The organism is Actinomadura kijaniata NBRC 14229 (assembly GCF_001552175.1).
GTDB lineage: Bacteria > Actinomycetota > Actinomycetes > Streptosporangiales > Streptosporangiaceae > Spirillospora > Spirillospora kijaniata.
The window spans coordinates 1-24,543 of the sequence record NZ_BCQR01000068.1; the positions used below are offsets into that span (position 1 = coordinate 1).

Here is a 24,543-nt window from a genome sequence, read left to right on the forward strand (position 1 = left end):
GTGCGCGCCAGCTGGGGCAGGCTCGCGCCGCGCGCCCGCATCAGCGCCAGCGCGGGCCGCAGCCGCTCGGTGAACAGCCCGGCGGTCAGCAGCAGCGCCCCCGCCATGACCGCGACCAGTCCGCTGAACGCCAGCCCGAGCAGCACCTCGGCGGTGCGTGCGCGTGCGGTGTACCCGCCCAGCAGGGCGCCGAGGCCGCTGTCGAGCCGCCATGTGCCGCCGATCCCGGCGGCGGGCAGCCGCCCGCCGAGGGCCTGGAGGTCGGCCGGGACGCGGGCGGCGCGCTCGGCGGTGACGCGGTCGGCCACGACCGGGTACCGCCAGGTGTAGGTGAAGGCGCGCGTCCCATCCGCGGCCAGGCGCGCGAGCGCGGCCTCGTCGAACAGGACCTCCGCGGCCTCCCAGATCATGCCGGTCCGGTTGTCGGTGCGGCGCTCGGTCCGCAGCGCCATCCGGTGGGCCCGCCAGAACGGGTCGGCGGGGTCCGCCGCCTCGTACAGGCCGCTGATCCGCGCCTGGATCCGCGGCTCCTCCCCCGCGACCAGGGCGAAGCGGCTGCCCACGGTGTAGCCGAGCCGGTCGGCGACGGCCTTGGACAGGCCGATGGCGACCGTGCCGTCGTCCCCGGTGGCGGGGGCGGTCCCGGCGACGTAGCGGACGCGCGTCTCGACCTCCGGGGACCAGGTCGGGAGAAGCCTCGCGGAGTGCGGGGCCTTCGGGTCGGGCCTCGACTCGGCGAGGGCGACGACGGTCTCGGGCCGGTCCACGATGTCGCGGACGGCGGGCGGCATGAGGGTCCGCCAGACCCGGGTGCGCTGGTCGAGCGCGGCCCGGTCCAGGGCGAGGGCGCTCCTCTCGGAGGCGGGCACCCGCGCCGACAGCCGGATGTCGGAGTCGCCGCCGGCGGCCGCGGCCGCCGCCGCCCGGTCCAGGTTCGCGGCCGTCGCGGCCGGAAGGACCACCGTCAGCACCGCGGTGACCAGCGTCAGCGCCGCCAGCGCCAGCAGCGGGGCCGTCTGGGCGCGCAGCAGCCGGAGCCCCGGCCCGCCGGAGAGGGGTCCCATGGTCACCGGTCCTCCCCCGCGCGCAGGTCGCCGCCGAGCCCCCGGCGGCGCAGTGTCCGCAGCAGCACCGCCAGCACCAGCGCGAGGACCGCCGCGATCCCGGCGGCCATGCCCAGCACCGGGGGCCACGGCACGGCCGGTTCGGCGGCCGGGAACGCGGGCACCGCCTGCGCGGCCCGCACCGACTGCACGGTCTCGCCGACCACCAGCCACGCCACCAGCAGGCCGAGGCCGAGCCCGCCCAGCAGGCCCAGCGCGACCAGGAACGCCTGCTCGATCGCCAGCATCCCGGCGACCTTCCCGGGCGGCACACCGAGCGCCCGCAGCACCGTGAACTCGCGGGACCGCTCGTGGGCGGCGACGACGCCGTTGACGACGAACGCGATCACCGCGAACGCCAGCGCCGCGCCGAACCCGAGCACCAGCGCGCCCTGGAGCGCCGCGCCGAGCGGGGCGTCCAGCAGGGCGCGGCGCAGCGCGGGCCGGTCGCCCGCCACGGTCCCGAGGCCCGGTTCGGCCCGCACCTCCCGCACCGCCGGTCCGGTGCGGGCGCGGTCGGCCGCGGCCCACCACTCGCGGGGCTGGAGGCTCTCGGCGGGCGTGCCGTGGAACGCCAGGTGCCGTTCGGCGAGGGTCGGCAGGTCGAACAGCGCGGCGGGCCGGTCGGGCGGCAGCGTCGGCAGCGCCCGCGCGATCCCGACCACCTCGGCGCGCACGTCGCCGTCGGGGGCGCGCAGCACCAGGGTGCCGCCGACGCCGACCCGCGCGCGGGACGCCAGATCGTCGGTGATCACGGCGGGGACGGCGGGGCGGCGGTCGGGGGCGGCCGTGTGGTCGGGCGCGTTCGGGGCGCTCAGCAGCCCGTGGACCGCGGTGCGGAGCAGGCCCCGCCCCTCGGTGCGCGGCGCGGGCCCGATCCGCATCGTCAGCAGCGGGCGGTCGCCGGTCCCGGCCGTGCCGCCGCCGACCGTGCGGTTGTCCTCCAGGTCCTCGGTGGTGAGGAACGTGTCGACGCGGGCCCAGGAGGGGGCGGTCGCCGCGCCGGCGTCGCCGCGCGCCCTCTCCAGGGAGAGTTCGAGGCCGTCGGGCGGGGGGTTGCCGTCGTAGGGGAACGTCATGCCGCGCACTCCCAGCGGGTAGGTGATCCGCCCCTGGGGTCCGGCGAGCGCGGCGGTGTCGATCTCGACGGCGCGGGTGCGCCCGTCGGCGGTGAGCTCGGGCAGGTCGACGCGGTGGACCGCGCCGTTGCCGTCGGTGAGCGACACCGAGGTCAGGTACCTCCTGCCCGCCGCCCCGCTCCCGGTCGCCGTCAGCCGCAGGTCCAGCGTCAGCTTGCGGGGTGTTCCGGGGACGGTGGCGGCCGGGAGCGCCGGGCGTCGCGCCGCGAGGTCCCGCAGCGCCAGCTCGCGGCGCAGGTCGGGGCGGGCGCGCAGCAGCGGCTGGAGCCGCGCGGCGTCGGCCGCGATCATCGTCGTGGGCACCTGGCCGTAGGTCGCGTCCTGCCGCCGCACCCCGGCCACGCCCGTGACGCCGGGCAGCGCCGCGTACCGGCCGCCCTGCCCCATCGGCGCGACCGTCCGCGTGTCGTCGGCCGACAGCAGCCGCAGGTCCGTGCCGCTCTGGAAGTCGGCCTGCTCGACCTGCGCGACCCGCCAGGTCGCCATCGTCGTCACCGACAGCACGCCCACCGCCGTCGCCATGACCAGCAGCAGCGCCGGGCCCGCGTACCGCAGCGGGCGGCGGCTGACCTGCCGGACGCTGAGCGAGGCGGCCAGGCCCCGGCGGCGGCGCGTGAGGTGTTCGGCGGCGCGGGTGGCGGGCGGCAGCAGCCGCAGCAGCAGCATCCCGCCGGCCAGCAGCGCCAGCGCCGGGCCGGACACGATGAACGGGTCGACGCCCGCCGTCCCCCCGGCGCCGTAGCGGGTGAGCTGCCAGACGCCCAGCGCCGCGACCAGCAGCAGCGCCAGGTCGGCGCCGCCCCGCCGCAGCGCCGGGCCCCGCGTCCCGCCGATCCCGGCCTGCGTCTCGGCGAACGTGCGCATCGCGCCGCGCAGCGTCGGCACGGTCAGCAGCAGCGCGCACGCGAGCGCCGCGGCGGCCGACACGCCCCACAGCGGCGCGAGCGCCCCGGCGTCCAGGGTCAGCCCGGCCGCCCGCACGGCCGGGGCCTGTCCCGCCAGCCGCAGCAGCGGCGCGGCCAGCAGCGGGCTGAGCACCGCGCCCGGCAGCACGATCACCAGCCACTCGGCCAGGGTCAGCCCGGCGAGCTGGCCCAGCGACGCGCCGCGCATGCGCAGCAGCGCCACCTCGGCGCGGCGCTGGTCGGCCAGCAGCCGCGCCACCAGCGCCAGCGCGTACCCGGCGAGCAGCACGAGCTGGATGACCGGCATCAGCATCGTGGAGCGGGTCGTGGTGACCGCCGTCTCCAGCTGGCGGAGCAGCGCGGGCAGCTCGGTCGCGGTGGTGAACGTCGTCCCCGTCTCCCGGCCGAGCCGCTGGAACACCGGGCCGGAACCGTCCAGCCGGGCGCGCAGCGCGGTCAGCCCGGCGGTGTCCACCCTCCCCAGTCCGGGCAGGACGGTCCAGCGGACCTCGACGCCGCCGCCCATCAGCCGGGACGCGAACGTCTCGGGCCGCACCACCAGCGGCCCGTAGGTGGTGTAGTCGAGGCGGGTGACGCCCTTGGCGACCAGCGGGTCCCCCTGCCAGAGGGGGTCGTCGGCGCGCAGCGGCGCGAACAGGCCCACGATCCGGACCCGCACCACCGCGTCCTCGTCGACGCGGCCGCGCATCGTCAGCGTCCGGCCGACCTCGACGCGCATCGCCCGCGCGGCCGGGGCCGGGAGCACCGCCTGGACCTCCCCGGCCGTGTCCCCGGCCGGGGCGGCGTCGGGCCAGCGTCCCGCGACGAGCCGGACGTGCCGTTCCAGGGAGGTGTAGGCGGCGAACACCGCCAGCTCGGGACGCTCGCGCTCCTCCTGGCCGGGCAGGGTGTAGGAGTCGCTGTAGGCGCTGGACTCCAGGTTCAGGGGGAGGTCGCCGTAGATCTGGCGGAGCCCTCCGACCAGACGTTCCCGCGCGGCGTCGTACTGCCCGGCGGGAACGCGGGCGGCGATCCGGGTCCCGGCCGCCTCGAACGGGGCGGCGCCGAGGGTGCGCCGGACGCCCTCGCGGGTGACGGAGCCGGTGTAACCCGCCATGGCGGCCAGCACGGTGATCGCGAACAGCACGGTCGCGGAGGCCGCGACGACGACGGCGGGCGCCCCGGTCATCCGTCTGGCCACCAGCCCGGGATGCCACATGGGGACAAATCCTGGATCAGCGTGATCCGCGGTACAAGATCCTTTAAGGATTCGTTACCGCTCCGGTCAACCCAGGGCGGCGAGGTGTTCGGCCGCCGACAGGGCCGCGCCGCGCGCGGCCTCGGCGGCGAACGCGGCCTCGTCCAGCGTCTCCCGGACGCGGGCGGTGGCGCGGTCGACGTCCTCGCGTTCGGCGGGGCCGGGCGGGATGCCCGCCTCGGTGCGGACGCGTTCGGCCGCGCCGAGCAGGCGGGCGGCGTGCGCGTGGTCCCCGGCCAGGCTCACCGCGCCCGCCAGGCCCTCCAGCGCGAACGCCTCGTCGCGCGGGGCCGCCAGCTTGATCGCCACCGCCAGGGCGTCGCGCTGGTACGCCAGCGCCGTGGCCGCGTCGCCGCGCAGCTCGGCGATGTGCCCGAGGCCGACCAGGATCAGCCCCAGGAACAGCGGCGGCGGCTCGTCGCCGTCCAGGGGCGGCAGCAGCTTCAGCATCGTGCGGAAGCGGTCCTCGGCCCGGGCCAGCTCGCCCCGGCGGCGCTCCACCAGGCCGAGGCCGAGTTCGGCGAACGTCATCGCGGCCAGGTTGCCCTGGTCGGCGGCCGTGCGGTGGGCGCGGTCGAGCAGCTCGGCGGCCCCGTCGTAGTCGGCGCGCAGCAGCGCGACCCAGCCGAGCCAGGCCAGCCGGATCGTGACCTGCGGCCACAGCCGCAGCTCCCCGGCCAGCCGCAGCCCCTCCTCGCCGAGGCGCTGGGCGCGGTCGTAGTCGCCGGTCAGCTCGGCGTGCCCGGCCAGCCACTCGGACGCGTGGAGGCGGCCCCAGCGGTCGCCGAGCCGGGTGAACAGGCGCAGCGCGCGGTCGGCGTCGCGCTCCAGCGCGGCGGGGTTGCCGCGCGCGTGGCCGTGCTTGGCGCGCAGGGTGAGGGCGGCGGCGGTCCCCCACTCGTCGCCCGCCTCCTCCAGCGTCGCCAGCACCGGGGCGAGGTCGGCGGCACCGTCGTCCACGTCGTCGAGCTCCGAGCCCGCGTCCAGCAGGAACCAGCGGGCGCGGGCGCGCGCCACCGGGTCCTCGACGGCGTCCAGGGCCGCCAGCGCGGCGGCGCGGCGGGCGGGCCAGTCGTCGCGGTCGCCCTGCAGGACGGTCAGCGCGGTGCGGTGGACGAGGGCGAGGGCGCGTCCGGACGGCGGCCCGGCGTCCAGGTCCAGCGCGGCGGTCAGCGAACGGCGAGCCTCCGACCAGCGACCCCGCAGGAACCAGTACCAGGTCAGGGCGTTGGCCAGGCGCAGCGCGGCGTCGGCGTCCCGGTCGGCGACGGCGCCGTCGAGGGCGGCGCGCAGGTTCGCCGCCTCGGTGTCCAGCTTGTCCAGCCACCGGGCCTGGTCGTGTCCGTGCAGGTGGGGCGCGGCGCGTTCGGCGAGGGCGAGGAAGTGGGCGCGGTGCCGGGCGCGGACGGTCGCGTGCTCGCCCGCCTCGTGCAGCCGGTCGGCGCAGTAGGCGGCGACCGACTCCAGGAGCCGGTAGCGCGGCTCGTCGCCGGGGCGTTCGGCCATGACGACCAGGGAGCGGTCGACCAGCCGGACCAGGATGTCGAACACGTCCTCGTCCAGGTCGGCGCAGACCGCCTCGGCGGCGTCGGGGTCGCAGCCGTCGGCGTGCGCCGACAGGCGGCGCAGCACGGCGCGCTCGGGCTCGGCCAGCAGGTCCCAGCTCCAGTCGATCATCGCCATGAGGGTCTGCTGGCGGGGCGGCGCGCCCCGGTGGCCGGTCGCCAGCAGGCGGAACCGGTCGTCCAGCCGCTCCACCAGGCCGCGCACGCCGAGCGCGCGGACGCGGGTGGCGGCCAGTTCGAGGGCGAGCGGGATGCCGTCCAGGCGGCGGCACAGCGTCGCCACGTCGGGCGCGGTGGTCGCGTCCAGCCGGAACGAGCGGGAGGCGGCCCGGGCGCGGGCGGTGAACAGGCGGACGGCGGCGGCGTCGGCGAGCGCCCCGGGATCGGCGTCGCGGGAGGGGACCTCCAGCGGCGGGACGTTCCAGACGGTCTCGCCGGGCAGGTTGAGGGGTTCGCGGCTGGTCGCCAGCACGCACAGGCGGCGCGCGCCGGACCGGATCCGCGCGACGATGTCGGCGACCGCGTCGATGACGTGCTCGCAGTTGTCGACCAGCAGCAGCGCGCGGCGGTCGCGCAGCGCGTCGGCCAGGTGCGCCAGCGGGTCGCCGGGCTCGGCCTCGCGCACGTCGAGCGCCGCCATGATCCCGTCGATCAGCTCGGGTCCGGCGGTACGGTCGAACGCCGTCAGGTCCACCTGCCAGATCCCGTCGGGGAACCGGTCGGCCAGGCCCTCGGCGACCGCGAGCGACAGCCGGGTCTTGCCGACGCCGCCGGGTCCGGTGAGGGTGACCAGGCCCCCTTCGGCGAGCAGGCTCCGGATCTCGGCGACGGCGTCGTCGCGGCCGATCAGCTCGGTGGCCGGGACGGGGAGGGTGCCGCGCGGGCCGGTCTCGACGCGTTCCGGCGCGGACCGCCGCGGCTCGCTGTGGGTGAGGATCGACTGGCGGAGCGCGGCCAGCTCGGGGCTGGGGTCGAGGCCCAGCTCCTCGGCCAGCAGGGCGCGGAACTCCTCGTAGCTGTCCAGCGCCTCGCCCTGGCGGCCGGACCGGTACAGGGCGCGCATGTGGGCGGCGCGCAGGCGCTCGCGCAGCGGGCCGTCCGCCAGGACGTCCGCCAGCTCCGCCGGGAGCCCGTCGTGGCCGCCCAGTTCGAGGCGGGCCTCGGCGTACTCCTCCCAGACGGTGAGCCGCAGTTCGGTCAGGCGCGCGACGGCGGGCCGCGCGAACTCCTCGTCGGCGAAGTCGGCCAGCGCCGGGCCGTGCCACAGCTCCAGGGCGCGTCGCAGTCCGTCGGCGCGTTCGGCGACGGCCGCCGCGCGCCGCGCCGCCGCGACCGTCTCCTCGAACTCGCGGACGTCGAGCCGGGCCCCGTCGACGTTCAGCCGGTACCCGGCGGGCAGGGACTCGACCAGGACGCGCGCGCCGGGCTCGGCGTTCTCCAGGACGCGCCGCAGCTGGGAGACGCGGACCTGCAACGACGACGCCGCGTTGGCCGGGGCCGTCTCCCCCCACAGGTCGTCGATCAGCCGGTCGGCGGAGACGGGGCGGCCGTCGTTGACCAGCAGGTCGGCCAGCAGCGCGCGCACCTTCAGGCCGGGCACGGCCACCGGCGCGCCGTCGTCGGTCCGGACCGCGAGCGGGCCAAGCACCCCGAAACGCATGGGCGGCAGCCTATCCCCCACCAAACGCCCAGATCACCAACTCCCGGAAAGGGCTCGGGACGCCACGGTAAGGAACCGGTAAGCGCTCCCCGGCATCGTGGGGTCATCGCCACGAAGGCGGCGAGGAACAGGGACGACGGAGGGGGCGGACACGGTGACGGAACGCGTCAGGGTCGCGGTCATCATCGGCAGCACCCGGGAGGGCCGGTTCGGGCCCCGGGTGGCCGAGTGGTTCGCCGCCCACGCCCGGCGGCGGCCGGAACTGGACATCGATCTGGTGGACCTCGCCGCGACCGGGCTGCCCGAGGCCCTGACCGACCCGTACGCCGACACCGGCGCCCCGCCGCCCGGGCCGGTCCGGGCGCTGGCGCCCCGGCTCGCCGCCGCCGACGCGTTCGCGGTGGTCACCCCCGAGTACAACCGCTCGATCCCGGCCCCGCTGAAGACCGCGATCGACTGGTTCTACCGGGAGTGGCAGGCCAAGCCGGTCGCGGTCGTGGCCTACGGGCGCGACTCGGGCGGGGCCCTCGCGGCGGCGCACCTGCGGCAGGTGTTCGCCGAGGTGCACGCGGTGACCGTGCCCGACGCGGTGCTGCTGCCCCGGTACTGGGAGCTGTTCGCGCCCGACGGCTCGTGGCCCAAGCCGACCGCCGACCGCGAGGCGGCCCTGAAGACCACACTGGACCAGCTGATCTGGTGGGCGCACGCCCTGCGGGAAGCCCGCACCGCCCGTCCCTACACCGTCTGACCATCGACAACCGCTCACGGAGGATCCCATGCGCAAGATCATCAACTCGACGTACCTGTCCCTCGACGGCGTGATCGGCCGTCCGGAGGTGTGGACCACTCCGTACTTCGGCGAGGAGGCCGCCGCGTACGCCCAGGAGACGCTGTTCTCCTGCGACGCGATGATCGCGGGCCGGGTGACCTACGAGGCGTTCGCCGGGGTGTGGCCGTCGATGGAGGAGCAGACCGGCGAGTTCGGGGTGCGGATGAACACCCTGCCGAAGTACCTGGTGTCCACCACCGTCGACAAGGCCGGGTGGGGCGAGACCGAGATCATCTCCGCGAACGTCCCGGAGCGCGTCGCCGAGATCAAGAAGGGCGAGGGCGGCGACATCCTCCAGTACGGCTTCGGCCGGCTGTCGCGCACCCTGGTCGAGCACGGGCTGCTGGACGAGCTGCGGCTGTGGATCCACCCGGTGTTCGCGGGCACCGGCCCGGCCGAGGACATGATCGGGACGTCGGACTTCAAGGCGGCCTTCACGCTCGCGGACGTGAAGCCGTTCAAGTCGGGCGTCATCGTCGCGACCTACGTCCCGTCGGAGAAGTGAACGGTGCGGGCCCGCCCGAGGGGGGCGGGCCCGCACCCCGGTCTCACCCGGGCGTCACCCGGTGAGGCGGCGCAGCAGCGTCCGCCACTCGTCGGCGGTGCACGGCAGCGCCGGCCCGCCGGGGTCCCTGCTGTCGCGGAACGCGCGGCCCGGCCCCACCCGGGCGACCTCGACGCACTCTCCCCTCTCATGGGAGTAGCTGCTCTTACGCCAGACGGGGGAGGTGTCCCCGCGCCCTTCCCCTACGCTGATCATGCGGGTGGATCCCTTTCGCGAGAAGCGGGTCGGCTCGTGCGGTGGCGGTCGTTCCCGGTTGTCTGTGGTGGGCTCGGGGGGCCGCCGCCGTGTGCTTCGTTCCGGGTCGGACCCGGGCGCGGGCCCCGCGACGGACGCCGCGGGGCCCGCGCCGTTCACCGGGTCAGGTCGGTCGCCGTGGCATCCGGGCTCCTCTCCTGGTCGTGCCGAGCGCGGCCAGCGCCAGCACCGCCTGCGCCGCCATCAGCCCCGCCCCGGTCAGCACCACCCACAGCCGCGCCGCGCTCTCGGCGAGGGTGAGCACCGTCCAGGGCACTCCCCCGACGACCGCGAGCATGGCGGCGACCTGCGCGTACCGCGACCGGGGCAGGCCTCGTTCCCCGGCCTGGGCGGCGACCTCGGCCGGTTCGCCGTTCCACCGCGTCCATCACGCGAGCCGCCAGCTCGCGCCGGTGCTCCTCCTCGTCCCCGGGGGAACGCGGCGGCGCGTCCTCCCCGTCCAGTTGCGCGCTCAGCGCCTCCAGCGCCGACCACTGCTCGTCCTCCGACACCGCGACGGCGTACTCCTTGAGGAGCTCGCCGTCCCGCCGGACGGCGGCGAGCTCGTCCAGCGCCGTGTTGTAGGCGACCTTGCGGACATGGCCCCACGGGCTGCTGCGGATCTCCTCCCGGTGCTCCCGGACCCGCGTCCACGCCTGCTGCGCCACGTCCTCGGGGCTGACGCCCGAACCGGCCAGCAGCCTGCGCAGGAACAAGGTCCCCGGGACCGCGGCCCCTGTAGGGGTGCGCCTCGCCCGTTTCCGTCGCCGCTGATTAGACGCGGACGGCCTACAAATGCCCGTGGTTCGCCCGGTGCGTCCCGTCTACGGTGGGATCGGGCGGCACGTGACGGGGCGGAGGTGTCCATGTCGGTGGAGCGCGAGTGGCTGCGGGACTACATGGTCCTGGCGTTGCGGGTCGATCGCCTGCTGGGCGGGGGCGTGCTCGACTACCGGGGCCCGGCCGCCTGGAAGGAGCGGGTCGCCGCCGAGGAGCCGGTGCCCGCCGCGCGGCTGGCCGACGAGGCCGACCGGTTGCTGGCGGTCGTTCCGACGAACGGCGACGGGATGCTGGCCCCCGAGCGCGCCGACGCCCTGACCGGCCAGCTGCGGGCGATCCGGGCGGTGGCGCGGCGGGCGGCCGGCGAGGAGCGGCCGGTGGCCGAGTACGTGCGCGAGTGCCTCGGGATCGAGGTGCGGCGGCTGCCGGAGGAGGAGTTCGAGGAGGCGCACGAGGCGCTGGACGCGGCGCTGCCGAAGGGCGGGGGGTCGGTGGCCGACCGCCTGCACGCCTGGCGGCGTGCGCACCGCCTGCCCGACGGCGACCGGGACCGCCTTCCCGGGCTGGTGGAACGGGCGGCGCGGGAGACGCGGGACCGCACCCGCGCGTTCGTCGGGCTGCCCGCCGACGACACCGTGGACTGCCAGGTGGTTCCGCGGGCGCACTTCCTGGCGGCGGGGGCCTACCTCGGCGGCCGGCGCGGCACGATCTTCGTCAACGGCGGGCTGCCGTTCAACCTGGCGGACCTGCTGATGGTGGTCGCGCACGAGGGGTACCCCGGGCACATCGCCGAGGCGCTGCTCAAGGAGATCCACCTGGTGGAGGGGCGGGGGTGGGAGGAGCAGCGCACGCGGTTCCTGCTGTCACCGCAGTTCGTGCTGAGCGAGGGGATGGGCCTGCACGCGCACGCCATGGTCTTCGCCGGGGACGAGGGGCAGCGCTGGCTGCACGCGCATGTGCTGCCGCAGTTCGGCATCGCGCCGGACGGGAGCGACTTCGCCGCGATCCACGACGCGCGGGACGTGCTGTGGGGCGCGTGGGGCAACGCCGTGTTCCTGTCCGACGAGGGCCGCTCCGAGGAGGAGGTCGCCGCCTACCTCACGCGGTGGGGGCTGCTGGAGGAGCACGAGGTGGCGACGGTGCTGGCGCTGCTGGCCTCGCCGTTCCTGCGCCCCTACGTGTTCGGCTATTACCACGGCAGGCGCCTGCTCCAGGGTTGGCTGGCCGGTCCGGAGCGGAACGACCGCTACCGCCGCCTGCTGACCGAGCCGTTCACCCCGCGGCGGATCCTCGCCGAGCTCCCTTCCGCCGGATCCTGACGGCGCGCAGGTCGGTGACGGCCGTCCGCAGGATCTCGTGGGGATGACCGTGCCCCTCCAGGATCTCCATCGCCCGCAGCAGCGCGTCGTCCTCGTCGTCGTCCGGTCCGGCCGGGATCTGGACGCGGAAGCTGAACACCGACAGCGTCGCGTCGGGGCTGAACGTGCCCTCCTCGGTGAACGCCGTCTCGTGGGCGTCGGCGGCGCGCAGGACGGCGCGCGACTCCTCGGAGAGCTCGCCGAACCTGCCGCGCACGGTGACGCGGAACGCGGGAACGGTCGCGGGAACGGTCATCGTCATCCCTTCCGGACGGCGTAGGTCAGGGCGCGTTCGCCGAGCAGGGTCTCGGCCTCGTCCAGCAGGGTCAGCAGGGCCTCGGCCGTCGCGTCGGGGGTGTGCCCGGCCAGGGCGTGCCGGCCCGACTCGGCCAGCACGTGGGCGTGCAGCCAGCCGATCTGTCCCGCGACCAGGGCGGGCAGCGGGTCGTCGGGGTCCGCGCCGGTCTCCTTGGCCAGCTCGGCGGCGAGCGCGGCGACCATCTGGACGTGCAGGTCTTCCAGCCGGGCGACGAGCGTGGGCGCGGCGCGCACCATCTCCAGGAAGCGGCCGAAGCCCTCGGTCAGCCCGAGGTCGCGGTCCCGGCGGCGCAGCTCGTCGCGCAGCCGCCGCAGCACCGCCGCGAACGCCGACTCGCCGGGGTCGCGGTCCCGGACGATCGCGGCCAGCCGGTCCGGCGAGGCCTGGTCGGGCGGCAGGACCAGGTCCTCCTTGGCCTCGAAGTAGTTGTAGACGGTGTTGACCGAGACGTCGGCGGCCTCCGCGACCTCGGCGATCGTGACGTGGTCGAACCCGCGCTCGGCGAACAGCCGCGCCGCCGTCCCGGCGATGCGGCGCCGCGTCTGCCGCTTCTTGCGCTCCCGGAGTCCCTCGGTCATGGGCGAAGTCTAACCGCATTCCAAAGTTTAAGTCGATTGCAAGTTTTCAGTCCGTTGTGATTTCATCCCCGGCATGAACGACGACGTCATCAAGGTCCGGGGACTGACCCGGACGTTCCGGCTGCGAAGCGGGCCGGTGCACGCGGTGCGCGGCATCGACCTGTCCGTGCCGGAGGGCGAGATCCTCGGCCTCCTCGGCCCGAACGGCGCGGGCAAGACCACCACCCTGCGCATGCTCGCCACGCTGCTGCCGCCCACCGGCGGACGGGCCGAGATCGCGGGCCACGACCTGCGGCGGGACCCCGCCGGGGTGCGAAGGCGCATCGGCTACGTGGCGCAGTCGGGCGGGCTCGACCCGTCCTGCCCCGTGCGCGAGGAGCTGGTCACCCAGGGCCGCCTGCACCGGCTGCCGCGCGGCGAGGCCCGCGCCCGCGCGGCCGAGCTGGCCGCCGCGCTCGACCTGACCGGCCTGCTGGACCGCCCGACCGCCGCGCTGTCGGGCGGCCAGCGGCGGCGCGTCGAGATCGCGCTCGGCCTCGTCAACCGTCCCGCCGTGCTGTTCCTGGACGAGCCGACCACCGGCCTGGACCCCGGCGCCCGCGCCGAGATGTGGGACCTGGTGCGCCGGGCGCGGGCGGACTTCGGCACCACCGTCGTCCTGACCACCCACTACCTGGACGAGGCCGACGCGCTGGCCGACCGGATCGTGGTGGTGGACGCCGGGGCCGTGGTCGAGGAGGGGACGCCCGCCGACCTGAAGGCCCGGCACGGCGGCGGCAGCCTCCAGGACGCGTTCCTGGCGATCACGGGCCGGTCCGTTCCGGACACCGCGCCCGTCGCCGTCTGACAAGGGAGGGTCATTCCATGCTGGGTGACATCGGAGTCGTGTTCGGCCGTTACCTGCGCGCCACGCTGCGGTCGAAGACGAACCTGTTCTTCGGGATGCTGCAACCGCTGCTGTTCCTGGCCCTGTTCGGGCCGCTGCTGACCCGGCTCGACCTGGGAACGGCCGGGTCGTCGTGGCAGACGTTCGTGCCGGGCGTGCTGGTGCAGCTGGCCCTGCTCGGCGGGTCGTTCGTGGGGCTGGGCATCCTGATGGACCGCAACCTGGGGGTGGTCGACCGGATGCGGGCCACCCCGGTCGGCCCGGTCGCGCTGCTGCTGGGCCGGACGCTGCGGGACGTGGTCCAGCTCGTGGCGCAGTCGGTGCTGCTGGTGCTGCTGGCGCTGGCCTTCGGGTTCCGCGCGCCGGTGGCCGGGGTGCTGGCGGGGCTGGCGTTCGTGGCGGTGCTGTCCATGGCGCTGGCGGCGCTGTCGTACGGGCTGGCGATGAACGTCCGCACGTCCCCGGAGTTCGCCGCCGTCACCAACACCGCCGTCATGCCGCTGATGCTGGCGTCGGGCCTGCTGCTGCCGATGAGCCTCGCGCCGGGCTGGCTGGACGGGATGTCGCGCGCGGTGCCGTTCCGGTACACCGTGGACGCGGTGCGGGAGGTGTTCCTCGGCCACTACGCCAACGGCACCGTCGCCGCCGGCGCCGCGGTGACCGCCGGGCTGGCGGCGCTGTGCCTGGTGGCCGCCGCCCGGTTGTTCCGCCGCGCGGTCTCCCTCTGACGCCGGACGGTCCTGACACCGGGTGGTCCTGCCGCCGGGCGGCCCGGAGTCAGAGGTTGCGGATGATCCCGCGCAGGATGTCCAGGGTCTCCGTGGGCGGGCGGGCCTGGACGCCGAGGCGGTTCAGGACGTCGCGGTAGCGGGTGACCTCCAGCTGGCGGTCGGGGTAGGAGCCGCCCGCCAGGTGTTCGAGGTAGATGACGTCGGGCAGCTCACGCTCGGCGAACCGCAGCAGGGTGACCGGCCCCCGCACCAGCGCCTGGCCGCCGGCCGCCAGCGGCATCACCTGCACGGTGACGTTCGGGGCCTCGACGATGGCGGCCAGGTGCTCCAGCTGCTCGCGCATCGCGGCCGACCCGCCGATCATGCGCCGCAGCACCGCCTCGTCGATGACCGCCCACAGCCGCACCGGGTCGGGGCGGTGCAGGATCTCCTGGCGGCGCAGGACCAGCTCGACGCGGCGCTCCACGTCCTCGCGGGCGATCCCGTGGTGCCGGGCGCGGATCACCGCGGCGGCGTAGCCGGGGGCCTGGAGCAGGCCGGGGACGTGCTGGATGTCATGGGTGCGGATCACCGCCGCGCCCTGCTCCAGCCCCAGGTAGGGCTCGAACCAGGACGGGATGACGGCGGCGTAGGGATGCCACCAGCCGGGGAGGTTGGCCTGCTCGGCCAGTTGCAGCAGCGGCTCGCGGCGCTCGGGCTCGGTGACGCCGTACAGCGTGAGCAGGTCGGCGATGTCGCGTTCCTTGAACGAGACCCGCCCCAGCTCCATCCGGCTGATCTTCGAGTGGGAGCCGCGGATGTGGTAGCCGGCCTGCGCGGGCGTGATCCCGGCGGCCTCCCGGTGCCGGCGCAGCTGGGCCCCCACCAGCATGCGCAGCACGGTCGGCCCCGACGACCCGGGCACCGCCCTCGTCCGGACGCCGGTCATGCGCTCTTCCGTCCCACGGCACAGAACTCGTCCACCTCGGGCGGGTCCTCGAACGGGCTGGGCTCCGGCCGCCACCGCGACACCGGCACCACGCCCGGCTCCAGCGTCTCCAGCCCCTCGAAGTAGGCGGCGATCTGGTCGGGCGCGCGCAGGAAGTAGGGGGTGGTGCTGGCCTCGTTCCACAGCTTGATGGCGGTCTCGAAGCGTTCGCCGGTGACGACGTTGGTGCCGTCGGCGACCGCCAGGTGGCTCCCGGCGGGCAGTCCGGCGAGCAGCCGCCGCACGATCTCCTTCGCCTCGCCGTGGTCGGGGACGTGCCCGAGGATGTTCAGCAGCATCAGGCCGACCGGCCGCGACAGGTCCAGCGTGCGGCCCGCCTCGGCGAGGATCCTGTCGGTGTCGCGCAGGTCGGCGTCGACGTAGTCGGTCGCGCCCTGCGGCGTGCTGGTCAGCAGCGCGCGGGCGTGCGTGAGCACCAGCGGGTCGTTGTCGACGTACACGATCCGGGACTCGGGGGCGACGCGCTGGGCGACCTCGTGGGTGTTGTCGACGGTGGGCAGCCCGGTGCCGACGTCGAGGAACTGGCGGATGCCGCACTCCCCCGCCAGGTGCCGGACGGCCCGGGCCAGGAACAGCCGCGAGTACCGCGCGATGTCCACGATCTCCGGGTACACCTCGCGGAACCGGTCACCCGCGGCCTGGTCGACCGGGTAGTTGTCCTTGCCGCCGAGCCAGTAGTTCCAGATCCTCGCCGACTGCGGGATCGTGTCGTCGATCCGCGGCGGAACGGAACCCGGCGATGCGTCGGTCACGGGGAACGCCTCCTTGGGGGAACGGTGTGCACCGTCTGCACCCAATCTAATGTTGCCCCGAAAAACCTTTCCCGTCGTGTCGAACCGGGCTCGGGTCGATCGACGCGTGGATGAGAGGCCGGATCGGACCGGCCGTCGACGACAGGAGAACGCGATGCGTTTCATGATGATGACCACCGGTGGCGCCGACGCTCCCCTCACCCCCGTGCAGGAGCGGGAGATGGGCGCGTTCATCGAGGAGATGAGCCGGGCCGGGGTGCTGCTGGCCACCGGCGGGCTCGACCCGCGCGGCAAGCACATCAAGTCCGAGGGCGGCAAGGTCACGGTGACCGACGGGCCGTTCAGCGAGGCCAAGGAGGTCGTCGTCGGGTTCGCGCTGATCGAGGCGCGGTCCGAGGAGGAGGCGATCGAGCTGTCCAAGCGGTTCTGGCGGATCGTCGGGGACGGCGAGGGCGTCGTGCAGCGGGTGTTCGGGCCGGAGGACGCGCCCGGCGCCTGACCCCGGGATTGCGGCGGACCGGGCCGGGGTGCTCTGATCGGCCGCATGACGGATGTGGAGACGCGGCGCGCCATCGACGCGGTGTGGCGGCTGGAGGCCGCCCGGATCATCGCGGGCGTGGCGGGGCTGGTGCGCGATGTCGGCCTGGCCGAGGAGCTGGCGCAGGACGCGCTGGTCGCCGCGTTGGAGCAGTGGCCCGAGTCAGGCGTCCCGGACAACCCGGGCGCCTGGCTCATGGCCGTCGCGCGGCGGCGCGCGGTGGACCGGATCCGGCGCGAGCGCAACTACGCGGGCAAGCTCGCCGAGATCGGCCACCGGATGGAGGAGGTCGAGGACGCGGCGTTCGACGCCGTGCTGGAGGACCGCATCGAGGACGACGTCCTCCGGCTGATCTTCACCGCCTGCCACCCGGTGCTGCCGACGCCCGCGCGGGTGGCGCTGACGCTGCGGATGCTGGGCGGGCTGACCACCGAGGAGATCGCGCGGGCGTTCCTGGTGCCCGAGCCGACGGTGGCGCAGCGGATCGTGCGCGCGAAGAAGACCCTGGCCGAGGCGGGGGTGCCGTTCGAGGTGCCGGAGGGCCCGGAGCGGGCCGAGCGGTTGTCGTCGGTCCTGGAGGTCCTCTACCTGATCTTCAACGAGGGGTACGCGGCGACCTCCGGTGACGCGTGGGTGCGGACCGACCTGGCGCTGGAGGCGCTGCGGCTCGGGCGGCTGCTGGCCGGGCTCGCGCCCGGCGAGCCCGAGGTGCACGGCCTGGTGGCGCTGATGGAGATCCAGGCCTCGCGGTCGCGGGCGCGGACCGCCCCGGACGGGACGCCGGTGCCGCTGCTGGAGCAGAACCGGGGCCGGTGGGACCGGCTGCTGATCGACCGGGGCCTGGCGGCGCTGCTGCGTGCCCGGGACCTCGGGGGGGCGCCCGGCCCCTACGTGCTGCAGGCCGCCATCGCCGCGTGCCACGCGCGGGCCGCCTCCGCCGAGGAGACCGACTGGGGACTGATCTCCAAGCTGTACGACCTGCTGGCGCGGCGGCTCCCCACACCGGTCGTCGAGCTGAACCGGGCGGTGGCCGTGGGCTACGCGCGCGGCCCCGAAGCGGGACTGGAGATCGTGGACGCGCTCGCGTCCGAGAAGTCCATGGCGGACTACCACCTGCTGCCGAGCGTGCGCGGGGACCTGCTGGCACGGCTGGGGCGGACGGCGGAGGCACGGGCCGAGCTGGAGCGCGCGGCGTCCCTCACCAGGAACGCCGCCGAGCGCGCCGCCCTGGAGAAGAAGGCCGCTGACCTGGGATAACAAAAAACCTCAAGAAAAATCGGCGGGAATGTCGATCCGGGTGCGGACCGATCGACGCGTCAGTGAAGGCACCCGAGAGACACGCTCAAGGAGATCGACATGGCCGCCACGCAGACCGCCACCGCCCGCACCACCGCCCGCACCTCCACCCGCACCTCCACCCGCACCTCCACCCGCCGCAAGGTGCTGTGGACGCTCCAGATCCTGATCGCCGCGTTCCTGCTGTTCGCGTCGGCGATGCCGAAGTTCGCCGGGCAGGTCGACGCGATCGAGACGTTCGCCAAGCTGGGCTGGCCCGAGTGGACCCGGTACGCGGTCGGGGCCGTCGAGGCGGCGGGCGCGATCGGCCTGGTGATCCCGCGCCTGGCGGGCCTGGCCGCGGTCGGCCTGGTCGGGCTGATGGTCGGTGCGGTGCTGACCCAGGTTCTGGTGCTGGTCCCGGCGTGGGCGGCGTTCCCCGCCGCGCTGGGCGTGATCTTCGCGGTGATCGCGTACGACCGCCGGGAGGAGACGCGCTCGCTGCTGCGCTCGCCGAAGCGCTGAACCCGCGTTCCCCGAACGCCCCGCGCCCCGCGCGCGGGGCGTCCTCGCATGCCGGACGCCCGGCGGCTACCTTCGGGCGAACCGGGCCCGCAGCATGTCGCCGATCGGCTGCGGAAGCCCGGCGGTGACGGCCAGGAACTCCTCCAGCGCCTGGTCCGGGTGGTGCACGGCGGCGAACTCCAGGGCGACCGCGAGGTGGTAGCGGGGGCCGGCGTCCAGCTCGCCGTCGAGCCTTCGGCACACGGCGAGCAACCGCGCCACCTGCCGCTCGGGAACGTCGACGCCCTCCGCCCACGCCGACTGGAGCAGCACGCAGCCGACCTCCAGCCGGGACGGCGCGGGGGCGGCCTCAAGCCAGTCGAGCGTGACGTCCCCGACGAGGGGCTGCCTGCGGGCGAGGGCGGCGGCGGCGGAGAGCAGCTCGTCCGCGTCGTACTCGGGATGCGCTCGGGCGAACCGCTCGCACGCCTCCTCGACCAGCAGGGCGGCGGCGGTGCGAGTGAGCTCGGTGACCGGCTGGCGAAGGATGTCCAGCGCGCGCCACTCCGCATACGTCAGCAGCGCGTCGCCCTCGCGCAGCAACGCGCGGAGCCGGGCACGCCGCGACGGCGCGAGGGACTCGGTCACGGCATGGAACGCCGTCCCGCCACCGGCCCGGAAAAGCGCGCACGCCAGCGACCAGGCGGCCGGGCCGTCCAGTTCCAGCCGCGCGCAGGCCGCCGCGAGCCGTTCCGCCCCGGCCCCGCCGTCCCGGAACCAGAGCCCGCGCAGCAGCGCGCAGGCGATCTCGACCCGGACGGCCGACGGCGCCGCCTCCAGCCAGTCCAGGACCGCCTCCGCCGGGTCGCCGGAGCCGCCGGACATCATGATCCCGACCGCGACCAGCCGCCCGTCCCCGTAAGCGGGATCGTCCCGTTCCACGTGGTCGCAGAGGGCCCGGACGGTCCTGGCGGCGTCGGCCGGGCCGAGCGCGCGGAGCGCCGGCCAGTCGGCGGCCGTGTATCGCGGCATGGGACGCTACCTCGGAGTGACGACGATCTTCGATGTGTCGGTGCCGGTGGCGCCCAGCAGATCATGGGCCGCGCGCAGCTCCGGCTCGCCCAGTCGCCTGCCGTCCATCCGGGTGTTGGCGCGACTGTAGGACGAGTTGTTGTCCATCAGCCACCGCCCGGTCGGCTTGCCGTCCGGACCGATCTCGGCCTTCAGCTCCCCGCCGATCCGCGCCGGCGGCCGCATGCCCTCGGGCACCGGCTCGTGCTCGGACCCGGCCGCCAGGTCGCCGTGCTTCATCGCGTGGCCGGGCCGCTTGCCGTAGAGGTCCTTGTAGTCGGGGCTGGTCTCGGGCGCCAGCCTGATGTCGCCCTTCGCGTCGACGATCCACAGGTAGGTCTTCGACGGGTCGAGGCCGCCGACGTCGAGCGGGGCGCCGTGCCGGACGACCTGCGTACCGGGCGGCGAGACGTAGGGGACCTCGTACCCGCGGCCGAAGACGAACGCCGGGCTCGGCTCGCCGATCCGGCCCAGGATCTCCTGGAGCTTCCCGGGGGGCGGCTCGTCGGGTTTCTTGTCCTCGGGTTTCTTGTCCTCGGGCGGCTTGTCGCCCTTGGGCCTCCTGATCTTGGTGAGGCCCTTGCCGCCGAAGATCGTGCCGAGCACCGTCGGCACGGCGCGGGCGACCGCCCGCACCTTGTGGCCGTTGTTCCAGTCGTCCCGGATCTTCTTGGTGGACTCGTCCCAGATCCGCTTGCCCGTGTCGACCGGATTGGTGGTGACCAGGTCCTTCAGGCTGCCCCAGTTGCTCTTGAACCCCTCGTGGCTGCAGATGTGGACCAGGCAGCCGGTGAAGGTCGCGCCGTCCCAGACGTCGGTGAGCACGTCCCCGGTGCCGAGCCGGAGCCCGTCGACGGTGGCGCACGCCCAGTCCGCCCAGTCCCAGCAGTTGCCGTCGTCCTTCTTCTCGTCCTTCTTCTCGTCCCCGCGGTCCCTCTTCCCAGGTTCGGAGGCGCGGGCCGAGGGGGTGGGAGCCGCCGTGGCCGGCGCGCCCCGCCCGCCGTCCCGGCAGTCCCCTGCCCCGATCACCTGGCAGACGGCGTCCTTGATCCCGTCGACGAGCTGGGCGGGCACGCTGCTGAGGGAGACAGCGGCCACCACGCCCGCGATGAGCAGGACGACCGCGAGGTAGGACGGGGCCCCTTCACCGCGATCCAGGACCAGCCGGCGTCGCGGACCTCCCGCATCATGTGCCACACTGCCGGACGGTAATGATCATTTCTTCCCGCGGGACAGGGTCTGCGGACCCAACGTGGGGCCCAGGCCCTGGGGCTTCCCGCGCGGGCCCGCCAGGGTCCACGCCGACGAACTGGGGGGAAGATGTACGCGCAGCCGATGATGCCGCGGTCGGTACGGATCGCGAGGGTGCTGCTCTTCGTCGCCGCGGGACTCACCACGATGGCCGCGCTCGACGTCTGGATCGAGGTGGGCGGCGGCCGGGGGCTCGGCCTCGCGCTCGCCGTCATGCTGCCGGCCGCCGCGAGCCTGGCCGCCGGCCTGGCGGCCGGACGGTGGCCCACCCGCGGGCTGTGGTTCGGGCTCCTCGTCCTGGAGGTCCTCTACCTGTTCTGGCAGCTCGGCCGTATCGGCGACGGTGACGCCATGGGCGTGGCGGGCCTGGCCTTCCCCGTCGTCATCCTGATCCTGGTCTGCCGCTCGTCGGCGCGAGCCTACTTCCGCACGGCCGGTGCCTGAGCTTCGGCCATGAGCGCCGGGTCCGGCGCCGGCCCGGGGTGACGGCGGTCGCACGGGACGCCGCGCCGACCGTGGCGGGCGCCGTTTGGCAGCCGCCTCACAAGACGGCGGCGTTCCCCGAGGTCACTCGGGATCGGGCAGCCGCAGGATCTCGGCGGCCACTTTCAGCAGCGTGGCGCGGTTGGTCTCGGGGTCGCCCTCCAGGTGCTCCAGGGCGAAGGGCCCGAAGAAGACGGAGAACAGCGCGCTCACGGCGCGGATCCGGTCCTCGGTGGACGGGTCGGGCGCGGTGATCAGCCCCGTCAGGGCGATCATGTGCTCCCGGTTGCGCTGCTCGCCCCGGACCGTGCGCAGCGCCGCCTGGTTCTCCTGCAAGAAGCGGGCGACGGGGGCGAACTCCGCCACGATGACGCTGAGACGGCGCAGCAGCTCGCGCCGGACCTCGGGCGTGGAGGGCTGGGATCGCCCCCACTCGACCAGTTCGGCGAGGTTGCGGTCGACCCCCTCGCCGAGGCTGGCGACCAGCTCCTCCTTGGTCTTGAAGTGGTAGTAGAGGGCGGCCTTGGTGACGCCGAGCCGTTCGGCGATCTCCCGCAGGGAGGTCTGGTCGTAGCCGCGTTCCAGGAACAGCTCCAGGGCGGTCTGCCGGATGCGTTCGCGGGTGTCGCTGCGGCGTCTGGTCAACGGTCCTCCTCGGGGTTCCCACCGGAAAACTTACTTGACGCCCGGCTAGTTGGCCATCTAGCGTCCGAGTCGTCCCCCAACTAGCCGGGCGGCAAGTAAGTGAGCGGCCGCCCCTCCCCAAGGACGTTCCATGAGCGAACCCGCCGCGCCCCCACGGCCGCGCAACCTGTTCCTCGTGATCGGCGCGGTGCTGATCGCGATGGTGCTGGCCATGCTGGACAACCTGATCCTCAGCACCGCGATGCCGAGCATCGTCAGCGACCTCGGCGGGCTGGACCACCTGTCGTGGGTGGTCACCGCCTACATGCTGGCCACCGCCGTCTCGACCCCCGTGTGGGGCAAGGTCGGCGACATGTACGGCCACAAGGGCACGTTCATGACGGCGATCGTGGTCTTCCTCATCGGGTCGGCGCTGGCCGGGACGTCGCAGGACATGACGCAGCTGATCGCGTTCCGGGCCCTCCAGGGACTCGGCGGCGGCGGGCTGATGGTCGGCGCGATGGCGATCGTGTCCAGCCTGGTGTCCCCGCGCGAGCAGGGGAGGTTCCAGGGGATGATGTCGGCGGTCATGGGCGTGACGATGATCGGCGGCCCGCTGGCCGGCGGCGCGATCACCGACCATCTCGGCTGGCGCTGGTGCTTCTACGTCAACCTGCCGCTCGGCGTGCTCGCCCTGGTGATGATCGGCCTGGTGCTGCGGCTGCCCAGGGTCCGCTCCACGGCGCGGATCGACATCGCGGGCGTCGTGACGCTGGCGACCGCGATCACCTCGGTGGTGCTGGTGACGACGTGGGGTGGCAACGAGTACGGGTGGACCTCCCCGACGATCCTCGGGCTGGGGGCGCTGGCGGTCGCGGCGGGCGCGCTGTTCGTGCTGGCCGAACGCCGCGCCGCCGAGCCGCTGCTGCCCCTCGGCCTGTTCCGCACCGCGAACTTCTCGCTGGTCACGCTGATCGGCTTCGTGCTGGGCTTCGCGATGATCGGCGGGACGACGTTCCTGCCGCTGTTCCAGCAGAGCGTGCAGGGCGCGTCGGCGACCAACGCCGGGCTGCTCGGCCTGCCGATGTCGCTGGGCATGATCCTGGTGAACGCGGTCGTGGGCCCGCTGGTGACGCGGACCGGACGCTACAAGGCGGTCATCGTGGCCGGCGGCGCGCTGGTCGGCCTCGGCCTGGCGCTGCTGTCCACGATGGACGTCGGCACGTCGCCGGTGACGACCGGCGTGTACATGGCGGTGCTCGGCGTCGGCATGGGCTGCCTGATGCAGACGACGATGCTGGTGACGTTCCAGAGCGTCGAGCAGAAGGACATGGGCGTCGGGGCGTCCACGGCGACGCTGTCGCGGACCATCGGCGGGTCGATCGGCGTCGCGATCGTCGGAACGGCCTTCGCCGGGCAGGTCCGCGACGTCATGGCCGCGCGCGGGTTCGGGAAGCTGACCGAGGGGTCGGCGCAGCTCGACGAGGACGGGCTCAGCCGGCTGCCGCAGGCCATGCGGGACGCCTACGAGCACGCCGTCGCGGCCGGGACGCACCAGGCGTTCCTGCTGGCGGCGGGCGCGGGCCTGGTGGCGTTCCTGGCGGCGTGGTTCGTCCGCGAGGTGCCGCTGCGCGACACCGCGGCCGTGGCCGCCGCCCCCGACCCCGAATCCGAGCCGGCGAAGGCCCCGGCCTAACCGACGGCGTGGGGCGGGATCCGGTCCCGCCACGGGATCTCCTCCTCCAGGCGCGCGGCGAGCCCGAGGAGGAGGTCCTCGCGGTCGTGGGCGGCCACGAGCTGCACACCGATCGGAAGGCCGTCGGCGCTCCACCCCAGGGGAAGGCTGATCGCGGGATGGCCGGAGACGTTGAACGCCATCGTGAACGGCGAGTACCCGTCGAGCTTCACCAGCCAGTCGCGCATGGTCTGGCCCTCGGCGTCGTAGTCGAGCGTGCCGTGCGGGAGGGGCGGGCGGGCCGTGGTCGGGGTGACCAGGACGTCGTGGTCGAGGAAGAAGCGGGCGGCGGCGCGGGTCACCTCGTTCTGGGACCGGAAGCCGCGCAGCAGGTCCAGGGCCGTGGTCCGCTTGATCTGCGCGAGCAGGGAGCGGGTGGTGGCGGCGACCGTGTCGGGGTGCGGTTCGCGCGGGGCCAGCAGGAACGACGCCCCGTTCGCGACCGACTGGGTGAGCATGCCGTGCAGGACCGCTTCCCAGGAGAGGGCGGGACCGGCCTCGGTGACGTGGTGGCCCGCGGCCTCCAGGGCCCGGGCGGCGTGTTCGGCGACGGCGGCGACCTCGGGGGCGACGGGCGTCCCGGACCAGGCGCGCGTCATGACCGCGACCCGGAGCCGCCCCGGCCCGGTGACGATCTCCTCGGCGTAGGGGCGGCGCGGGGGTGGCGCGGCGCACTTGTCGCCGACGCCCGCGCCGTGCACCGCGTCCAGCAGCCGCGCGGCGTCGCGGACGGTCCTGGTCAGCGCGAACTCCCCGACCATCCCGAACATCGGCTCGCCCATGTCGGGCCCGCAGGGGATCCGGCCGCGGCTCGGCTTCAGCCCGACCAGCCCGCACGCGGCGGCCGGGACCCGCAGCGAGCCCGCGCCGTCCCCGCCGTGCGCGACCGGCACCGCGCGGGCCGCGACCAGCGCGGCGGCCCCGGAGCTGGAACCGCCCGGGTCGCGGCCGAGGTCCCACGGGTTGCGGGTGACGCCGTACTTGGGCGACTCGCTGACGAGGCTGAGCGCCAGTTCCGGGGCGGTGGTGAGCCCGAGCGTGACCAGCCCGGCCGCGCGGAACCGGCGCATCAGGTCCCGGTCGTACGGCGCGACGATCCCGAGCCCGTCCAGCGCGCGGCTGCCCGCGAAGAACGGCACGCCCTCCGCCATGGGCCCGATGTCCTTGATGAGGAACGGCACCCCGGCGAACGGCCCGGCGGCGTCGTGGGCGAGCGCGGGCTCGAACGGCGGCAGCGCGAGGGCGTTCAGCTCGGCGTCGGCCCGGTCCAGCGCGGCGCGGGCGGCGTCCTCGACCTCGGCGGCCGTGACCTCCCCCTTGGCCAGCAGTTCCCGCAGCCCGGTGGCGTCGTGGCGGACGTACTCGCTGATCTCCATGGCGGTCCTCCCCGTCGTCCGGCAGTCTCTCCCCGG

23 protein-coding genes are annotated in these 24,543 nt (G+C 74.9%); 10 read left to right on the forward strand and 13 right to left on the reverse strand.

Annotated elements, in window-relative coordinates:
• From AKI01S_RS21810 to AKI01S_RS21820, 3 genes are all read right to left on the reverse strand, one after another.
• Positions 1 to 1,070, reverse strand: a 1,070-nt coding sequence (locus AKI01S_RS21810) for a hypothetical protein (protein ID WP_157419999.1), incomplete at its 3' end; no start/stop codon positions are given.
• Positions 1,067 to 4,366 (reverse strand): FtsX-like permease family protein, encoded by a 3,300-nt coding sequence (locus AKI01S_RS21815; RefSeq protein ID WP_067820928.1) that lies wholly within the window; start codon positions 4,364 to 4,366, stop codon positions 1,067 to 1,069. The genes AKI01S_RS21815 and AKI01S_RS21810, both read right to left, overlap by 4 nt.
• Before the next feature lie 66 nt (positions 4,367 to 4,432).
• Positions 4,433 to 7,630 (reverse strand): AfsR/SARP family transcriptional regulator, encoded by a 3,198-nt coding sequence (locus AKI01S_RS21820; RefSeq protein ID WP_067820932.1) that lies wholly within the window; start codon positions 7,628 to 7,630, stop codon positions 4,433 to 4,435.
• 154 nt (positions 7,631 to 7,784) lie between these two features.
• On the opposite strand from AKI01S_RS21820, the gene AKI01S_RS21825 reads away from it, so the two are divergent.
• Both AKI01S_RS21825 and AKI01S_RS21830 read left to right on the forward strand, forming a co-directional pair.
• Positions 7,785 to 8,378, forward strand: a complete 594-nt coding sequence (locus AKI01S_RS21825; protein WP_067820934.1) for an NADPH-dependent FMN reductase — start codon at positions 7,785 to 7,787, stop codon at positions 8,376 to 8,378.
• A 28-nt stretch (positions 8,379 to 8,406) separates the two neighbouring features.
• A complete protein-coding gene (locus AKI01S_RS21830) occupies positions 8,407 to 8,964 on the forward strand; it encodes a dihydrofolate reductase family protein (protein WP_067820937.1) in 558 nt (185 codons plus the stop codon).
• Between the two features lie 54 nt (positions 8,965 to 9,018).
• Here AKI01S_RS21830 and AKI01S_RS21835 read toward each other — a convergent pair whose 3' ends face one another.
• Both AKI01S_RS21835 and AKI01S_RS50770 read right to left on the reverse strand, forming a co-directional pair.
• Positions 9,019 to 9,219 (reverse strand): DUF397 domain-containing protein, encoded by a 201-nt coding sequence (locus AKI01S_RS21835; protein ID WP_067820940.1) that lies wholly within the window; start codon positions 9,217 to 9,219, stop codon positions 9,019 to 9,021.
• A gap of 163 nt (positions 9,220 to 9,382) precedes the next feature.
• On the reverse strand, positions 9,383 to 9,556 hold the full coding sequence (locus AKI01S_RS50770) for a hypothetical protein (protein WP_157420000.1): 174 nt from the start codon (positions 9,554 to 9,556) through the stop codon (positions 9,383 to 9,385).
• A 568-nt stretch (positions 9,557 to 10,124) separates the two neighbouring features.
• On the opposite strand from AKI01S_RS50770, the gene AKI01S_RS21845 reads away from it, so the two are divergent.
• On the forward strand, positions 10,125 to 11,357 hold the full coding sequence (locus AKI01S_RS21845) for a hypothetical protein (protein WP_084000018.1): 1,233 nt from the start codon (positions 10,125 to 10,127) through the stop codon (positions 11,355 to 11,357).
• Here AKI01S_RS21845 and AKI01S_RS21850 read toward each other — a convergent pair.
• Together AKI01S_RS21850 and AKI01S_RS21855 are read right to left on the reverse strand one after the other, a co-directional pair.
• The gene (locus AKI01S_RS21850) at positions 11,311 to 11,652 is read right to left on the reverse strand and encodes a DUF6204 family protein (protein ID WP_067820946.1); all 342 of its coding nucleotides are present in this window, start codon (positions 11,650 to 11,652) and stop codon (positions 11,311 to 11,313) included. The genes AKI01S_RS21845 and AKI01S_RS21850 overlap by 47 nt on opposite strands.
• A 2-nt stretch (positions 11,653 to 11,654) precedes the next feature.
• Positions 11,655 to 12,293 (reverse strand): TetR/AcrR family transcriptional regulator, encoded by a 639-nt coding sequence (locus AKI01S_RS21855; RefSeq protein WP_067820949.1) that lies wholly within the window; start codon positions 12,291 to 12,293, stop codon positions 11,655 to 11,657.
• A 73-nt stretch (positions 12,294 to 12,366) separates the two neighbouring features.
• On the opposite strand from AKI01S_RS21855, the gene AKI01S_RS21860 reads away from it, so the two are divergent.
• Both AKI01S_RS21860 and AKI01S_RS21865 read left to right on the forward strand, forming a co-directional pair.
• Positions 12,367 to 13,140 carry an ABC transporter ATP-binding protein gene (locus tag AKI01S_RS21860; RefSeq protein WP_067820952.1) on the forward strand — a complete coding sequence of 258 codons (774 nt, stop codon included), beginning with the start codon at positions 12,367 to 12,369 and terminating at the stop codon, positions 13,138 to 13,140.
• Positions 13,141 to 13,157: 17 nt separating this feature from the next.
• Positions 13,158 to 13,907 (forward strand): ABC transporter permease, encoded by a 750-nt coding sequence (locus AKI01S_RS21865; protein WP_067820955.1) that lies wholly within the window; start codon positions 13,158 to 13,160, stop codon positions 13,905 to 13,907.
• A 49-nt stretch (positions 13,908 to 13,956) separates the two neighbouring features.
• On the opposite strand, the gene AKI01S_RS21870 is transcribed toward AKI01S_RS21865, so the two are convergent.
• Both AKI01S_RS21870 and AKI01S_RS21875 read right to left on the reverse strand, forming a co-directional pair.
• A complete protein-coding gene (locus AKI01S_RS21870) occupies positions 13,957 to 14,838 on the reverse strand; it encodes a Sco1979 family transcriptional regulator (protein WP_067820958.1) in 882 nt (293 codons plus the stop codon).
• Positions 14,835 to 15,650, reverse strand: a complete 816-nt coding sequence (locus tag AKI01S_RS21875) for an SAM-dependent methyltransferase (RefSeq protein WP_067820961.1) — start codon at positions 15,648 to 15,650, stop codon at positions 14,835 to 14,837. The genes AKI01S_RS21870 and AKI01S_RS21875 overlap by 4 nt, the downstream gene beginning before the upstream one ends.
• A 154-nt stretch (positions 15,651 to 15,804) precedes the next feature.
• Between AKI01S_RS21875 and AKI01S_RS21880 the strand changes: the two genes are divergently transcribed.
• The 3 genes from AKI01S_RS21880 (at position 15,805) to AKI01S_RS21890 (ending at position 17,988) form a co-directional block, all read left to right on the forward strand.
• Entirely contained in the window at positions 15,805 to 16,149 is a 345-nt protein-coding gene (locus tag AKI01S_RS21880; RefSeq protein ID WP_067820964.1) for a YciI family protein, read from the forward strand.
• 45 nt (positions 16,150 to 16,194) lie between these two features.
• Positions 16,195 to 17,445, forward strand: a complete 1,251-nt coding sequence (locus AKI01S_RS21885; protein WP_067820967.1) for an RNA polymerase sigma factor — start codon at positions 16,195 to 16,197, stop codon at positions 17,443 to 17,445.
• Between the two features lie 99 nt (positions 17,446 to 17,544).
• Entirely contained in the window at positions 17,545 to 17,988 is a 444-nt protein-coding gene (locus AKI01S_RS21890) for a DoxX family protein (RefSeq protein ID WP_067820970.1), read from the forward strand.
• 66 nt (positions 17,989 to 18,054) lie between these two features.
• On the opposite strand, the gene AKI01S_RS21895 is transcribed toward AKI01S_RS21890, so the two are convergent.
• On the reverse strand, positions 18,055 to 18,999 hold the full coding sequence (locus tag AKI01S_RS21895; protein ID WP_067820973.1) for a hypothetical protein: 945 nt from the start codon (positions 18,997 to 18,999) through the stop codon (positions 18,055 to 18,057).
• A gap of 6 nt (positions 19,000 to 19,005) precedes the next feature.
• Complete coding sequence (locus tag AKI01S_RS21900) at positions 19,006 to 20,235, reverse strand: hypothetical protein (protein ID WP_067820976.1); 1,230 nt, start codon at positions 20,233 to 20,235, stop codon at positions 19,006 to 19,008.
• A 168-nt stretch (positions 20,236 to 20,403) separates the two neighbouring features.
• On the opposite strand from AKI01S_RS21900, the gene AKI01S_RS21905 reads away from it, so the two are divergent.
• Positions 20,404 to 20,733 (forward strand): hypothetical protein, encoded by a 330-nt coding sequence (locus AKI01S_RS21905; RefSeq protein WP_157420001.1) that lies wholly within the window; start codon positions 20,404 to 20,406, stop codon positions 20,731 to 20,733.
• A gap of 123 nt (positions 20,734 to 20,856) precedes the next feature.
• On the opposite strand, the gene AKI01S_RS21910 is transcribed toward AKI01S_RS21905, so the two are convergent.
• Positions 20,857 to 21,417, reverse strand: a complete 561-nt coding sequence (locus AKI01S_RS21910; RefSeq protein ID WP_067820981.1) for a TetR/AcrR family transcriptional regulator — start codon at positions 21,415 to 21,417, stop codon at positions 20,857 to 20,859.
• Between the two features lie 130 nt (positions 21,418 to 21,547).
• Here AKI01S_RS21910 and AKI01S_RS21915 point away from each other — a divergent pair, with 130 nt between their 5' ends.
• Complete coding sequence (locus AKI01S_RS21915) at positions 21,548 to 23,092, forward strand: MDR family MFS transporter (protein ID WP_067820983.1); 1,545 nt, start codon at positions 21,548 to 21,550, stop codon at positions 23,090 to 23,092.
• Here AKI01S_RS21915 and AKI01S_RS21920 read toward each other — a convergent pair.
• Positions 23,089 to 24,507: an amidase gene (locus AKI01S_RS21920; protein WP_067820986.1), complete on the reverse strand. Its 1,419-nt coding sequence runs from the start codon at positions 24,505 to 24,507 to the stop codon at positions 23,089 to 23,091. The genes AKI01S_RS21915 and AKI01S_RS21920 overlap by 4 nt on opposite strands.
• Positions 24,508 to 24,543: the final 36 nt, after the last annotated feature.